Consider the following 13,809-nt stretch of genomic DNA (forward strand, 5'->3'; position numbering starts at 1 on the left):
GAGGAACGGGAACACTCATGTGACGCCCCCACTCCCGCCCGCGCTTTCCGACGCGCCCGTGATGCTCGCGGCGCGGAAGAATGGGTCCATGAACCAGCCGAACGCCCAGGCGCAGGTCCAGCACGCACAGCCCTCCGTGGGCTCCATCGCAGCCCACCGCCCGCACACGGTGGCGGCCGCGGTCTCCGATCTGGAACCGGACATCGATGCCGACCTCGACGCGTACGAGGAGTCGCCGTACGACGGGCCCCAGCTGCCGCAGGGTCGTTTCCTCGACCGGGAGCGCAGTTGGCTCGGGTTCAACGAGCGTGTGCTCGAACTCGCCGAGGACCCGGACACGCCCCTGCTGGAGCGGGCCAACTTCCTCGCGATCTTCGCCAGCAACCTGGACGAGTTCTTCATGGTCCGGGTGGCCGGTCTGAAGCGCCGTATCGCCACCGGCGTGGCCACCCGCTCCGCCTCCGGCCTCCAGCCGCGCGAGGTGCTGGAGATGATCTGGGCCCGCTCCCGTGAGCTCATGGCCCGGCACGCCGCCTGCTACCACGAGGACGTCGCCCCCGCACTCGCGGAGGAGGGCATCCACCTGGTCCGCTGGAGCGAGCTGCAGGAGAAGGAGCAGGCCCGCCTGTTCACCCTGTTCCGGCACCAGATCTTCCCGGTGCTGACCCCGCTGGCGGTCGACCCGGCGCACCCCTTCCCGTACATCTCGGGTCTGTCCCTGAACCTGGCCGTCGTCGTACGGAACCCGGTCACCGGCCACAAGCACTTCGCCCGGGTGAAGGTGCCGCCGCTGCTGTCGAGGTTCCTGGAGAGCTCCCCGGGCCGCTACGTCCCCATCGAGGACGTCATCGCCGCCCACCTGGAGGAGCTGTTCCCGGGCATGGAGGTCCTGGAGCACCACGCCTTCCGCCTCACCCGCAACGAGGACCTGGAGGTCGAGGAGGACGACGCGGAGAACCTGCTCCAGGCCCTGGAGAAGGAGCTCATGCGGCGCCGCTTCGGGCCGCCGGTGCGCCTGGAGGTCGAGGAGTCCATCGACCGTGAGGTCCTGGACCTGCTGGTGCGCGAGCTGAAGATCAGCGAGGCCGAGGTCTACCCGCTGCCGGGCCCGCTGGACCTCACGGGCCTGTTCCGGATCGCGTCCCTGGACCGGCCGGAGCTGAAGTACCGCAAGTTCGTCGCCGGCACCCACCGCGACCTCGCCGAAGTCGAGTCGGCGTCCGCGCCGGACATCTTCGCCGCGCTGCGCGAGCGGGACGTCCTGCTGCACCACCCGTACGACTCGTTCTCCACCTCCGTCCAGGCCTTCCTGGAGCAGGCGGCCGGCGACCCGGACGTCCTCGCGATCAAGCAGACCCTGTACCGGACCTCGGGCGACTCCCCCATAGTCGACGCCCTCATCGAGGCCGCCGAGTCCGGCAAGCAGGTCCTGGTCCTGGTCGAGATCAAGGCCCGTTTCGACGAGCACGCCAACATCAAGTGGGCCCGCAAGCTGGAGGAGTCCGGCTGCCACGTGGTCTACGGCCTGGTCGGCCTGAAGACCCACTGCAAGCTGTCGCTGGTGGTCCGCCAGGAGGGCGAGACGCTCCGCCGCTACAGCCACGTCGGCACCGGCAACTACCACCCGAAGACGGCCCGCCTCTACGAGGACCTCGGCCTGCTCACGGCCGACCCGCAGGTCGGCGCGGACCTCTCGGACCTCTTCAACCGCCTCTCCGGCTACTCGCGCCGCGAGACCTACCGCCGTCTGCTGGTCGCCCCCAAGTCGCTGCGCGACGGCCTGATCTCGCGGATCAACAAGGAGATCCAGCACCACCGTGCCGGACGGCCCGCGCACGTCCGTATCAAGGTCAACTCGATGGTCGACGAGGCCGTGATCGACGCCTGCTACCGCGCCGCCCAGGCCGGTGTGCCGGTGGACATCTGGGTGCGCGGCATCTGCGCGGTGCGCCCGGGGGTGGCGGGCCTGTCGGAGAACATCCGGGTCCGCTCGATCCTCGGCCGGTTCCTGGAGCACTCCCGGGTGTTCGGCTTCGGCAACGGCGGCGAGCCCGAGGTGTGGATCGGCAGCGCCGACATGATGCACCGCAACCTCGACCGCCGGATAGAGGCCCTGGTCCGGGTCACCGACCCGGCTCACCGGGCGGCCCTGAACCGGCTGCTGGAGACCGGTATGTCCGACGGCACCGCCTCCTGGCACCTCGGCCCGGACGGCGACTGGACCCGGCATGCGACCGACGCGGACGGCCAGCCCCTGCGCAACGTCCAGGAGATGCTCATAGACGCCCGGAGGCGCCGGCGTGGCACAGCGACACCTTGACCCGACGGGCCCCGTGGCCGGTCCCGCCCCCACCGGGGACGCCCTCGCGGGCTACCTGCGGGGACAGGCCACGGAGTTCCTCCGAGCGCTGCGTCTGCACCGGGAGAACGGTGCGGGCGCGGGCGGCTCGGAGGGGTCCGTCGACGCGGCCCTGGCGCTGCGCCGCGCCGCCCGCCGCATCAGCGCCAGCCTGCACACCTTCCAGCCCCTCCTCGACACGGACTGGTCCGAGGGCATGCGCCCGGAACTGGCCTGGGTCTCGGGAACCCTGGCCATGGAACACGCGTACACCTCCCGCCTGGACCGCCTCCTGACCGCCTTGCACCGCCTGTCGGGCACCGACGTAACTGCCCCAGCCGCGGGCAGTCGTGCCGCTGGGGCGGCACGGGTGGGCGCGGCGGCACCCCGCGACGCCGGGCTGCGCAACCCCCCGACCTCAGCACCGGAACGCAGCAACCTGACAGTGGGAGCAGCCAAGGCAGGCGCCCTCCTGGACCGCCAACTCACCCTCGCCCGCACCCGAGCCCACTCCACAGCCCTCCAGGCCATGGGCTCCAGCCGCTTCCACGCCATCGCCGACAAGGTCGCCGTCCTGGCCAGCGAGGTCCCCCTGAAGCCCACGGCGAAGACCACCGACCTCCGCCCCCTGGCAACGGCCGCCCACGACCGCCTCTCCGACGCAGTGACATCTCTCCCCCTCATCACCGCAGGCCACCCCTACAACGCCGCCGCCCTCATCCACGGCCTGTCCCCGGACACGGTCCCGCACCCGCAGGACGCCCCCTGGCACCAGGTCCGCCTGCTCCTGCGCCTGCACCGCTACGCCCGCGAGGTCGTCCTCGGCGACCCCGACGGCACCTCCGGCCTGCGCCTGCTCGCCGCCGGCCAGGCCCTCAACCAGCACCGCGACGCCTCGGAGGCGGCCGCCGCCGCGGCCCAGGCGGCCCGTACCCCCCGCATCGCCCCGGCCACGGCCTACGCCCTCGGCGTGCTCCACGCCGACCAGCGGCACGAGGTGGAGGCGGCACGCTTCACGTTCCAGCAGTGCTGGCAGAAGGAAGCGGTGAGCACCGGATGAGCCCCGATTCCCCCGACACCACCGTCCAGGCGGCCGGCTGCGTCCTGTGGCGCCGTTCCCCCGTCACCGGCGAGCTGGAACTCTGCCTCGTCCACCGGCCGAAATACGACGACTGGTCCCTGCCGAAGGGCAAGCTGAAGCGCGGCGAGGAGGCCCTCGCCGGCGCCCTGCGCGAGGTGGCGGAGGAAACGGGCTGCCAGGCGGTGCCGGGGCCCGAGCTGCACACCCTGCGTTATCTGGCGAACGGCCGCCCCAAGCAGGTCCGCTACTGGGCGGCCGAGGCGACGGCCTGCGCGTTCTCCCCGGGCGACGAGGTGGACCGGGTCCTGTGGCTGACTCCCGTCGCCGCCCGCGCCCGCCTCACCCAGCCCCACGACCGCCCCTTGGTCGACGCGCTGCTCGCCGTACTGAACCGGCCACAGCCCGCCGGGAGACCGGAATAACGCCGTCCGCCGTCCACGGCGCGACACGCACGCAAAGCGGAATCCGCACGTGCTCTCCCCGTGAGCATTCCGTGACCTAACCACACCGTCGGCAGGGGTTCACCCGTCGTTCATGTGCGGCCATCGGCGGCTTCACCTGATCTGCCTAATTTCAGCCTTACGCGACGCGAGCCGCGCCCACCGTGCGCGCTCCGCGTCACCCCGCTTTCGCACGCCGCCGATTCAGGACGGCGGCTCTCGGAAGGAACTCAAGTGAAGCTTCAGCGCATGAACCGGCGGGCCCTCGCTCTCGGTGCTCTCGCCGTCTCCGGCGCCCTGACCCTCACGGCGTGCGGCTCCGACGAAACCGGCACCGGCAGCGGCGGTGCCTCCGCCGCAGCCGACGCCAGCAACATCAAGTGCGACGACGCCTCGGGCCAGGTACTGGCCGACGGCTCCTCCGCGCAGAAGAACGCCGTCGACGCGTGGGTCAAGCAGTTCTCCGCGGCCTGCAAGGTGGAGATCAACTACAAGGCCGGCGGTTCCGGTGCCGGTGTCACCGCGTTCACGCAGGGCCAGGTGCCCTGGGCCGGTTCGGACTCGGCACTGAAGCCCGACGAGGTCAAGGCCTCCAAGTCGATCTGCAAGGGCGGCCAGGGCATCGACCTGCCGATGGTCGGCGGCCCGATCGCCGTCGGTTACAACGTCCCGGGCGTCGACAACCTCGTCCTGGACGCCCCGACGATCGCCAAGATCTTCGACAGCAAGATCACCAACTGGAACGACCCGGCGATCGCGAAGCTGAACCCCGACGCGAAGCTGCCCAACCTCAAGATCCAGGCGTTCCACCGCTCGGACGAGTCCGGCACCACGGACAACTTCACCAAGTACCTGATCGCCACCGCCAAGAAGGACTTCCCGTACGAGGGCGGCAAGGCCTGGCAGGCCAAGGGCGGCCAGTCCGCTCCGCAGTCCTCCGGCGTCGCCGCGCAGGTCAAGCAGACCGCCGGCGCGATCGGCTACTTCGAGCTGTCGTACGCCAAGGACGGCATCAAGACCGTCGCCATCGACACCGGCGCCTCCAAGCCGGTCCAGGCGACCGTCGAGAACGCCACCAAGGCCATCTCGGACGCCAAGGTCGTCGGCACCGGCAAGGACCTCTCGCTGGAGCTGAACTACGGGACCACGGCCGACGGCGCCTACCCGATGGTCCTGGTGACGTACGAGATCGTCTGCGACAAGGGCAACAAGGCCGACACCCTGCCCGCGGTCAAGGCGTTCCTGCGCTACGCGGCCTCGGAGGACGGCCAGAAGATCCTCGCCGAGAACGACTACGCGCCCATGCCCGACGACATCATCGCCAAGGTGCGTACGACCGTCGAGAGCCTGAGCTGACCTGAGCGTGCGGTCCGGTCTCCCAGCGGGACCGGACCGCACCGTCCGGTGCACCGCCGCCAAGAGCCGCGCCACACGCGCGGTTCCGCAGACCGGAGAACCCGATGGACACACAACAGATAGCTGACGCACCTCCCCCCACCCAGCCATCCACGGCCGAGCAGAAGCGCGCGGCCCGTGGCGCCACCCGGCCCGGAGACCGGATCTTCCTCGGCCTCTCCCGTGGTTCGGGCATCCTGCTGCTGGTGATCATGGCCGCGATCGCGGGCTTCCTCACCTACCGCGCCGTCCTCGCCATCAGCAAGGACAACGGCAACTTCCTGACCACGTTCGAGTGGAACACCGGTGTCAACCCGCCGGTCTTCGGCATCGCGGTCCTGGCCTACGGCACGATCGTCTCCTCGATCATCGCCATGCTTCTCGCGGTCCCGGTCGCGGTCGCCATCGCGCTGTTCCTCACGCACTACGCCCCGCGCCGGCTGCGCGGCCCCATCGCCTACGTGATCGACCTGCTCGCCGCCGTGCCGTCCATCGTCTACGGCCTGTGGGGCGCCCTGGTCCTCGTTCCGAACCTGAACGGCCTGTTCGGCTGGCTGAACGACTACCTCGGCTGGACCGGCATCTTCTCCTGGCAGGGCGGCGCCGCGCGCTCCATGCTCACCGTGGGCATCCTGCTCGCGATCATGATCCTGCCGATCATCACCAACGTGAGCCGCGAGGTCTTCCGCCAGGTCCCGCAGATGCACGAGGAGGCGGCCCTGGCGCTCGGCGCCACCCGCTGGGAAGTGATCCGCATGGCGGTCCTGCCCTTCGGCCGCTCCGGCGTGATCTCCGCGTCGATGCTCGGCCTCGGCCGCGCCCTCGGCGAGACCATGGCCGTGGCGACCGTCCTCTCCCCGGACTTCCTCATCCACGGCAGCCTGCTCAACCCGGGCGGCGGCACCTTCGCCCAGAACATCGCCAGCAAGTTCAGTGAGGCCACGGAGTTCGGCCGGGACGCCCTGATCGCCTCCGGCCTGGTCCTGTTCGTCATCACCCTGCTGGTCAACGGCGCGGCCCGCGCGATCATCGCCCGCCGCAAGGAGTACTCGGGGGCCAACGCATGAGCACCGCACCCACCCTCGCCGCCAAGCGCCCCAGCACCCTGCGCGGCGGCCATCTGCCGAAATGGGCCCCGTGGGCCATCGCCGCCGGGTCCGTCGCCCTCGGCGTCGGCATCAGCGCCGCCGCCGGCCTGCACAGCAGCATCCAGTGGGCACTGATCGCCGCGATCCTCCACGTCCTCGGTACCTACGTCGTCGCGGCCCGGGTCGAGAACCGCCGCCAGGCCAAGGACCGTGTGGTCACCTCGCTGGTGTGGGTCGCGTTCCTGCTGGCCGTGGTGCCGCTGGCCTCACTGGTGTGGTCGACCGTCCAGCGCGGCGTGAAGGTCCTCGACGTCTACTTCCTGAGCCACTCGATGGGCGTGGTCGCCGACTCGGAGACGGGTGGCGGCATCTACCACGCCATCCTCGGCACGCTGGAGCAGGTCGGCCTCGCCACCCTGATCGCCGCGCCGGTCGGCGTGCTCACCGCGATCTACCTGGTGGAGTACGGGCGCGGCAGCCTCGCCCGGGCCGTCACCTTCTTCGTCGACGTCATGACGGGCATCCCGTCGATCGTCGCCGGCCTGTTCATCCTCAGCCTCATGCTGATGTTCGACATGGAGCCCTTCGGCTTCGCCGGCTCGCTCGCCCTCGCCATCCTGATGATGCCGGTCGTGGTCCGCTCCACGGAGGAGATGCTCAAGCTCGTCCCGAACGAGCTGCGCGAGGCCTCCCTGGCACTCGGCGTCCCGAAGTGGCGCACCATCCTGAAGGTGGTCCTGCCGACGTCCATCGGCGGCATCACCACGGGCATCATGCTGTCCATCGCCCGTATCGCCGGTGAGACCGCGCCCGTGCTGCTGCTGGTGTTCGGCAGCAAGTTCATCAACGCCAACCCCTTCGAGGGGGCGCAGGCGTCGCTCCCGCTGTACATCTACCAGCAGTACGGGTCGGGCGAGGCCACGGCGTACGACCGCGCGTGGGCGGCGTCCCTCACGCTGATCGCCTTCGTGATGATCCTCAACCTGGTGGCCCGCGGCATCGCCCGCTGGAAGGCCCCGAAGACCGGCCGCTGAGGCAACTGTGCGCGGCCACCGCCGCGCGGGGCCCCACCAGCGACACACAGACTTTGGAAGTGAAGTAGTCATGGCCAAGCGAATCGACGTAAGCGGACTGACCGCCTACTACGGCTCCCACAAGGCGATCGAGGACATCTCGATGACCGTCGAGCCGCGCTCGGTGACGGCGTTCATCGGGCCGTCCGGCTGCGGCAAGTCGACGTTCCTGCGCACGCTGAACCGCATGCACGAGGTGACGTCCGGCGGCCGGGTCGAGGGCAAGGTGCTGCTGGACGACGAGGACCTCTACGGCACGGGCATCGACCCGGTGTCGGTGCGGCGCGAGGTCGGCATGGTGTTCCAGCGGCCGAACCCGTTCCCCACGATGTCGATCTTCGACAACGTCGCGGCGGGCCTGCGGCTGAACGGCAGCTACAAGAAGAGCGAGCTCTCGGACATCGTCGAGCGGTCGCTCAAGGGCGCGAACCTCTGGAACGAGGTCAAGGACCGCCTGAACAAGCCCGGCTCGGGCCTCTCCGGTGGCCAGCAGCAGCGTCTGTGCATCGCGCGGGCGATCGCCGTCGAGCCGAACGTCCTGCTCATGGACGAGCCGTGCTCCGCCCTCGACCCGATCTCCACCCTCGCGATCGAGGACCTGATCGGGGAGCTGAAGGAGCGCTTCACGATCGTCATCGTGACGCACAACATGCAGCAGGCGGCGCGCGTCTCCGACCGCACGGCGTTCTTCAACCTCGCGGCGGTCGGCCAGCCCGGCAAGCTCATAGAGATCGACGAGACGGAGCGGATCTTCTCCAACCCGTCGGTCCAGGCCACGGAGGACTACATCTCCGGCCGCTTCGGCTGATCCGCTCCGCCCGACCCGCCGAGACTCCTCGCGGTGCTGCATGGCGGTGCCACCGCGAGGCCGAAAAAGGGCCCGCCCCTCTCCCAGGGGCGGGCCTTTTCGCGTGCTCGGTTTCCGCTCGGCGTGCTCGGTTTCCGCTCGGCGTGCTCGGCTTCCTAGAGGAACGCCAGATGCACGACCCAGAACGAGGCGGCGGCCACGATCGCGGCGGCCGGCATCGTGATGAACCACCCCAGGATGATGTTCTTGGCGACACCCCACCGCACGGCGTTCACACGCTTGGTGGCCCCCACGCCCATGATCGCCGACGTGATGACGTGGGTCGTCGAGATCGGCGCCTTGAAGAGGAACGCCGTCGTGAACATGATCGACGCCCCCGTGGTCTCCGCGGCGAACCCCTGCGGCGGATCAAGCTCGATGATCTTCCGCCCCAGCGTCCGCATGATCCGCCATCCACCGGCATACGTGCCCAGCGACAGCATCACGGCACAGGCGATCTTCACCCACACCGGAATGGGATCGCCGTAGTCCTCGACATCCGCGATGACGAGCGCCATCACCACGATGCCCATGGTCTTCTGCGCGTCCTGCAGACCGTGCCCCAGCGCCATACCGGCCGCGGAGACGGTCTGGGCTATGCGGAATCCGCGCTTGGCCTTGTGCGGGTTCGCCTTGCGGAAGATCCACATGATCGCGGTCATCACGAGATAACCCGCGAGCAGGCCGACGACCGGCGAGACGAACATGGGGATGACGACCTTGTCCAGCACCCCGCTCCAGTAGACCGTCGTCCCGCCGGCCAGCGCAGCCCCGACCATGCCGCCGAACAGCGCGTGCGAGGAGGACGAGGGCAGCCCGAAGTACCAGGTGATGAGGTTCCAGACGATCGCCCCCACCAGCGCGGCGAAGAGGATCCCCATCCCCTTCGACCCGACGGGCGTCTGGATCAGCCCCTCACTGACGGTCTTGGCGACGCCGGAGCCCATGAACGCACCGGCGAGGTTCATCACCGCCGCCATGGCCAGCGCGGCCTTCGGCGTCAGCGCGCGGGTGGAGACGGACGTGGCGATCGCGTTCGCCGAGTCGTGAAAGCCGTTGGTGTACGTGAAGAAGAGCGCGACCCCGATGGTCACGACCAGAGCAAGGGTGTCCATGAAGGGCTCAGGACTCCTTGACGGCGATGGTCTCCACCGTGTTCGCCACGTGCTCGAAGGCGTCCGCCGCTTCCTCCAGCACATCCACGATCTGCTTGAGTTTCAGCACGTCCATGGCGTCGTACTTGCCGTTGAAGAGGTGCGCGAGCAGCTTGCGGTGGATCTGGTCGGCCTGGTTCTCCAACCGGTTGACCTCGATCCAGTACTCGGTGAGGTTCTCCATGGTCCGCAGATGCGGCATCGCCTCGGCCGTCAGCTCGGCGGCGCGCGCCAGGACCTCGATCTGCTGCTCGACGCCCTTGGGCAGTTCCTCGACGTTGTAGAGGACGACCAGGTCGACGGCCTCCTCCATGAAGTCCATGATGTCGTCGAGGGACGAGGCGAGGGAGTAGATGTCCTCGCGGTCGAACGGCGTGATGAACGAGGAGTTCAGCTGGTGGAAGATCGCGTGCGTGGCGTCGTCACCTGCGTGTTCCGCTGCCCGCATACGCTCTGCGATCTCGGCCCGGGCGGATGTGTCCGCCCCGAGCAGTTCCATCAGGAGCTTCGAGCCCGTGACGATGTTGTCCGCGGAGGCGGCGAACATGTCGTAGAAGCTCGTCTCCCTGGGGGTCAGACGAAAGCGCACGTGGGGTCCTCGGGGTGCTTCGGTTTCGGTCAGGCTGATGCTAGGCGCATCATCCGGCCACGGCTATCGGGCCGTCCCCCAGTGTCGCCCATCGGGCAAGGTGCTGAGCACGGGGGCGGCCCAGGGTCTCGATCAGGCCGTTGCGCAGGGCTTCGGCCAAGGGGCGTATACCCAGCAAAGTTCGGTACCATATACCCACCAGGGGTATATGTCGGCTCACTGCCCACCAGGAGGACGCGATGACGGACGTGACCGACGTAACGAACGCCGGGGATGCCGCGGATGTCGCGAACGTCACCGAGACCACGGCCGGTACGGACATCGTGACCGATCACGACCGCGGCGTCCACGGGTACCACAAGCAGAAGGACGAACACCTCAAGCGCCTGCGCCGTATCGAGGGCCAGATCCGCGGCCTGCAGCGCATGGTCGACGAGGACGTCTACTGCATCGACATACTCACGCAGGTCTCCGCCTCCACCAAGGCCCTGCAGTCCTTCGCCCTGCAGCTGCTGGAGGAGCACCTGCGGCACTGCGTCGCCGACGCGGCCGTCAAGGGTGGTGACGAGATCGACGCGAAGGTCAAGGAGGCGACCCAGGCGATCGCCCGCATGCTGCGGACCTGAGCCGGCGCCCGTTCAGGTCCTGGAGGCGTCCCGCTCCTCGGCCACCTTCAGCACCTCGTCGATGCTCTCCAGGCTGAGCCGCTCCTGGGCGGCCGAGGCCGCGATGATCAGCTCTCCGCACAGCTCGATCTCGGCGAGGGCCACGTGGTCCTGAACTGCCGTACCGCCGACCGGAGCCACGTGCATCACCTCATCTCTGCCGTTGCCGACTTCCTAGAGTAGGGAGCGGCCTACACACCGCGCATGGCACGGACGGGCTAGTTCGCGCCGGTCACTCCTCGGCGATCTTGCCCGCGTAGATGTCGCCGGTGTCCGGCAGCCGTACCCGCGCCGAGGCCCCGAAATCGTAGAGCAACGTCGTCGACGCGACCGCGACCGGGCTCTTCTGCTGCCCGCCCACGAAACTGAACCGATGCCGGACTTTCCGGATACGTCCCTCGTCGTCGAGGTAGACGTCGAACGGCACTTCGGCCGTGGCGAACCCTTCCGCCGCCGCGTTCAGGGACGTCCTGTTGCCGTCCGAGGCCCGCTCGGCGGCCTCACCGAGATCGGCCGTCCCCCGGTAGTGCCGCACCCCGGTGCCCGCGACCTCCGTCCTTCCCACGTACGTGGCCGACCGGGTCCCGCGCAGCACCTCGGCCGCCGCGAACGGATCGGTGGCACCACCGGTGACGAGGTTCCCGTCGGACAACGTCCGCGTCTCCACCCGCACCCACTTGTCCGGCGGCACACCGGCCCCCCGGTTCTTCATGAAGAGCGCCCCGGGCGCGAGCAGTTCGGTGATGGGCCGGTGCTCGGTGGCCCCCGCGGGGTCCTGCGGCAGCAGCACCCGCAGCCTTCCCATCCGCTTCCGGTAGTCGTAGACCCCCGCGCCCCGGATGGTCACCCGGGTCCCGCCGGTGGCCATCTCCATCGATGTACGGGCCTTCGAACTCCCCGCCTCCACCAGCCGGTCGGCGGCCTGCCGCAGCACGACGACGGCGTCACCACGCGAGTCCCCGGCCACCGCGTCGCCCCCGGCGCACCCTCCTGCCCCCAGCCCGACCAGGGCCACGATCCCGGCCGCGACGACCGCCGCACCCGTCCGCCCGTGCCGCCGTTCCCGCTGCCGTCCAGTCATCGCCTGCCTACCCCCAGCCGGTACGTCCGTCACGGGCCCCCTCGTTGTTCCGGTTAACGACCGGTATGTGCCCTCGTCACGCGAGCCCGCGAGAGCCGTCATACGAACCCTTTACCCGGCCTCGGTAACGTTGTCGGCGTGGCGCAGCAGGACGGTCCCGAACACCGCACGGCAACAACGGACAAGGGCCGCTTCTCCATGGCCACCTGCACCTGCGGCTGGCAGGGCCCAGCCAGAAGAGCAAGAAGCCAGGCCCGCACGGACGCGGAGAAGCACGAGAACCCGACCTAGCTGCGGGCCGCCCGTCCCGCCTAGCTGCGGGCAGTCGTGCCGCTAAGGGCGGCACGGGTGGGCGCAGCGGCACCCCGCTCCGCCGGGCTGCGCAACGCCCCGCCCCCAGCAACAACGCCGCGCACCTCACAGGCACCGAGTCACGAACTCCATGGAACCCTTGCCTCCACCACCCCGTCTCCCACGACGGAACCACCGGGAGGCCCCATGGAACGGCGCACATTCCTCACAGCCGGCACGGCAGGCATAGCCGCAGCCGCAACCCCCTTCACCGCGGCGTGCACACAGTCGGACACCCGCTCCGGAGCCTCACCCACCACCAGAACAGCGGCCACGACCACAAAGACAAAGGCCACCGCCGCCAACTGGTCCGCCCTGGCCCGCGACCTCGACGGCCCCCTCATCCGCCCGGGCGACACCGCCTGGCCCACGGCCCACCAGCTCTACAACACCCGCTTCGACTCCTTGAAGCCCGCCGCGGTCGCCTACGTCTCCCACCCGGACGACATCCGCACCACCCTGGCCTACGCCCGCGCCCACGCCCTGCACGTGGCCATCCGCAACGGCGGCCACTCCTACGCCGGCTGGTCCTCCGGCAACGGCCGCCTGATCATCGACGTCTCGAAGCTGAACCGCGTCCGCGCCTCCGGCAACACCGCGGTGATCGGCGCCGGCTCCAAACTCATCGACGTCTACCGCGCCCTCGCCGCGAAGGGCATGACGATCCCCGCAGGCTCCTGCCCCACCGTCGGCGTCTCCGGCCTCACGCTCGGCGGCGGACACGGCGTGGTCTCCCGCGCCTACGGTCTGACCTGCGACAGCCTCACCCAGGCCACCCTGATCACCGCGGACGGCAAGCAGCTCACCGCGAACGCCCGCGAGAACAAGGACCTCTTCTGGGCCCTGCGCGGCGCCGGCAACGGCAACTTCGGCGTCGTCACGGAACTGCACTTCAAGACCCACCCGGCCCCGCAGGGCGTCTCGGCGTACCTGTCGTGGCCCTGGTCGAAGGCGGCCGCCGTACTGAAGGCCTGGCAGGAGTGGGGCCCGTCACAGCCCGACGAGATCTGGTCGTCCCTCCACCTCGCGAACGCCGCCGGCGGCAACCCGACCGTCTCCGTGGCGGCCTTCTCCCTCGGTACCTACGGCGAACTCAAGAACGCGGTGGACCGCCTCGCCGACCGCGTCGGTGCCCCGGCCCGCAGCGTCTCCCTGAAGCGCCGCTCGTACGAGGAGTCGATGGAGGTGTACGCCGGCTGTTCGTCGTTCCCGACGGACGCCCAGTGCCACCTCCCCGGCTCGACCCCGGGCCGTTCCCCGAAGGGCGCGCTGGGCCGCGAGACGTACGCCGCGGCGTCTGACTTCTTCGACCGCTCCCTGTCCGCGGCCGGGATCAGCACCTTGCTGTCCCAGATCAAGTCGGTGCGCGGCGGGACCGGCAGCATCGCGCTCACCGCCCTGGGCGGGGCGATCAACCGCGTCTCTCCGACCTCCACGGCCTTCGTCCACCGCCGCTCGCGCATGCTGGCCCAGTACATCGCCGCCTGGCGCCCGGGCACGACGGGCTCCACGGCCCGCGACTGGCTGGCCTCGGCCCACAGGTCCATGCGCCCACACGCCTCGGGCGCGGCCTACCAGAACTACACGGACCCCACCCTGACCGACTGGCGCAAGGCGTACTACGGCGAAGCCTCGACCCGCCTGACCAAACTGAAGCACCAGTACGACCCGAACCGCTTCTTCAGCTACCCACAGGCCCTGTAGGCA

General features: G+C 69.7%; 14 protein-coding genes. 10 read left to right on the plus strand and 4 right to left on the minus strand.

What is annotated here, in order from left to right:
• Positions 1 to 88 precede the first annotated feature (88 nt).
• The 7 genes from ABZ016_RS30020 (at position 89) to pstB (ending at position 8,223) form a co-directional block, all read left to right on the plus strand.
• On the plus strand, positions 89 to 2,320 hold the full coding sequence (locus ABZ016_RS30020; protein WP_356919826.1) for an RNA degradosome polyphosphate kinase: 2,232 nt from the start codon (positions 89 to 91) through the stop codon (positions 2,318 to 2,320).
• Complete coding sequence (locus ABZ016_RS30025; RefSeq protein ID WP_356919827.1) at positions 2,301 to 3,398, plus strand: CHAD domain-containing protein; 1,098 nt, start codon at positions 2,301 to 2,303, stop codon at positions 3,396 to 3,398. Before ABZ016_RS30020 ends, ABZ016_RS30025 begins: the two co-directional genes overlap by 20 nt.
• Positions 3,395 to 3,841, plus strand: a complete 447-nt coding sequence (locus tag ABZ016_RS30030) for an NUDIX hydrolase (RefSeq protein ID WP_356919828.1) — start codon at positions 3,395 to 3,397, stop codon at positions 3,839 to 3,841. Before ABZ016_RS30025 ends, ABZ016_RS30030 begins: the two co-directional genes overlap by 4 nt.
• A 252-nt stretch (positions 3,842 to 4,093) precedes the next feature.
• Complete coding sequence (pstS, locus tag ABZ016_RS30035; RefSeq protein WP_356919829.1) at positions 4,094 to 5,215, plus strand: phosphate ABC transporter substrate-binding protein PstS; 1,122 nt, start codon at positions 4,094 to 4,096, stop codon at positions 5,213 to 5,215.
• A gap of 104 nt (positions 5,216 to 5,319) precedes the next feature.
• On the plus strand, positions 5,320 to 6,321 hold the full coding sequence (gene pstC / locus ABZ016_RS30040) for a phosphate ABC transporter permease subunit PstC (protein WP_356919830.1): 1,002 nt from the start codon (positions 5,320 to 5,322) through the stop codon (positions 6,319 to 6,321).
• Positions 6,318 to 7,376, plus strand: a complete 1,059-nt coding sequence (pstA, locus tag ABZ016_RS30045) for a phosphate ABC transporter permease PstA (protein ID WP_356919831.1) — start codon at positions 6,318 to 6,320, stop codon at positions 7,374 to 7,376. The genes pstC and pstA overlap by 4 nt, the downstream gene beginning before the upstream one ends.
• 70 nt (positions 7,377 to 7,446) lie before the next feature.
• On the plus strand, positions 7,447 to 8,223 hold the full coding sequence (gene pstB, locus ABZ016_RS30050) for a phosphate ABC transporter ATP-binding protein PstB (protein WP_356919832.1): 777 nt from the start codon (positions 7,447 to 7,449) through the stop codon (positions 8,221 to 8,223).
• Positions 8,224 to 8,378: 155 nt separating this feature from the next.
• Here pstB and ABZ016_RS30055 read toward each other — a convergent pair whose 3' ends face one another.
• Positions 8,379 to 9,377, minus strand: coding sequence for an inorganic phosphate transporter (locus ABZ016_RS30055; RefSeq protein WP_356919833.1), 999 nt, complete (start codon positions 9,375 to 9,377; stop codon positions 8,379 to 8,381).
• Between the two features lie 7 nt (positions 9,378 to 9,384).
• Positions 9,385 to 10,005, minus strand: coding sequence for a DUF47 family protein (locus ABZ016_RS30060; RefSeq protein ID WP_356919834.1), 621 nt, complete (start codon positions 10,003 to 10,005; stop codon positions 9,385 to 9,387).
• A 239-nt stretch (positions 10,006 to 10,244) separates the two neighbouring features.
• On the opposite strand from ABZ016_RS30060, the gene ABZ016_RS30065 reads away from it, so the two are divergent.
• Complete coding sequence (locus ABZ016_RS30065; protein ID WP_356919835.1) at positions 10,245 to 10,631, plus strand: metal-sensitive transcriptional regulator; 387 nt, start codon at positions 10,245 to 10,247, stop codon at positions 10,629 to 10,631.
• Positions 10,632 to 10,643: 12 nt separating this feature from the next.
• Here the strand turns inward: ABZ016_RS30065 and ABZ016_RS30070 are convergent, their stop codons facing one another.
• Both ABZ016_RS30070 and ABZ016_RS30075 read right to left on the minus strand, forming a co-directional pair.
• Positions 10,644 to 10,811, minus strand: coding sequence for a hypothetical protein (locus tag ABZ016_RS30070; protein ID WP_356919855.1), 168 nt, complete (start codon positions 10,809 to 10,811; stop codon positions 10,644 to 10,646).
• Between the two features lie 91 nt (positions 10,812 to 10,902).
• Positions 10,903 to 11,751, minus strand: coding sequence for a hypothetical protein (locus ABZ016_RS30075; protein WP_356919836.1), 849 nt, complete (start codon positions 11,749 to 11,751; stop codon positions 10,903 to 10,905).
• Positions 11,752 to 11,889: 138 nt separating this feature from the next.
• Here ABZ016_RS30075 and ABZ016_RS30080 point away from each other — a divergent pair, with 138 nt between their 5' ends.
• Together ABZ016_RS30080 and ABZ016_RS30085 are read left to right on the plus strand one after the other, a co-directional pair.
• Positions 11,890 to 12,042: a hypothetical protein gene (locus ABZ016_RS30080; RefSeq protein ID WP_356919837.1), complete on the plus strand. Its 153-nt coding sequence runs from the start codon at positions 11,890 to 11,892 to the stop codon at positions 12,040 to 12,042.
• Between the two features lie 207 nt (positions 12,043 to 12,249).
• Entirely contained in the window at positions 12,250 to 13,806 is a 1,557-nt protein-coding gene (locus ABZ016_RS30085) for an FAD-binding oxidoreductase (RefSeq protein WP_356919838.1), read from the plus strand.
• The last annotated feature ends 3 nt before the right edge of the window (positions 13,807 to 13,809 follow it).

Source organism: Streptomyces sp. NPDC006372 (genome assembly GCF_040612515.1).
In the GTDB taxonomy this organism is placed as follows: domain Bacteria; phylum Actinomycetota; class Actinomycetes; order Streptomycetales; family Streptomycetaceae; genus Streptomyces.

Coding starts and splice junctions, on each gene's coding strand:
- ABZ016_RS30020 (WP_356919826.1), top strand. CDS start 89: ATGAACCAGCCGAACGCCCAGGCGCAGGTCCAGCACGCACAGCCCTCC.
- ABZ016_RS30030 (WP_356919828.1), top strand. CDS start 3,395: ATGAGCCCCGATTCCCCCGACACCACCGTCCAGGCGGCCGGCTGCGTC.
- pstC (WP_356919830.1), top strand. CDS start 5,320: ATGGACACACAACAGATAGCTGACGCACCTCCCCCCACCCAGCCATCC.
- pstA (WP_356919831.1), top strand. CDS start 6,318: ATGAGCACCGCACCCACCCTCGCCGCCAAGCGCCCCAGCACCCTGCGC.
- pstB (WP_356919832.1), top strand. CDS start 7,447: ATGGCCAAGCGAATCGACGTAAGCGGACTGACCGCCTACTACGGCTCC.
- ABZ016_RS30055 (WP_356919833.1), bottom strand. CDS start 9,377: ATGGACACCCTTGCTCTGGTCGTGACCATCGGGGTCGCGCTCTTCTTC.
- ABZ016_RS30065 (WP_356919835.1), top strand. CDS start 10,245: ATGACGGACGTGACCGACGTAACGAACGCCGGGGATGCCGCGGATGTC.
- ABZ016_RS30075 (WP_356919836.1), bottom strand. CDS start 11,751: ATGACTGGACGGCAGCGGGAACGGCGGCACGGGCGGACGGGTGCGGCG.
- ABZ016_RS30085 (WP_356919838.1), top strand. CDS start 12,250: ATGGAACGGCGCACATTCCTCACAGCCGGCACGGCAGGCATAGCCGCA.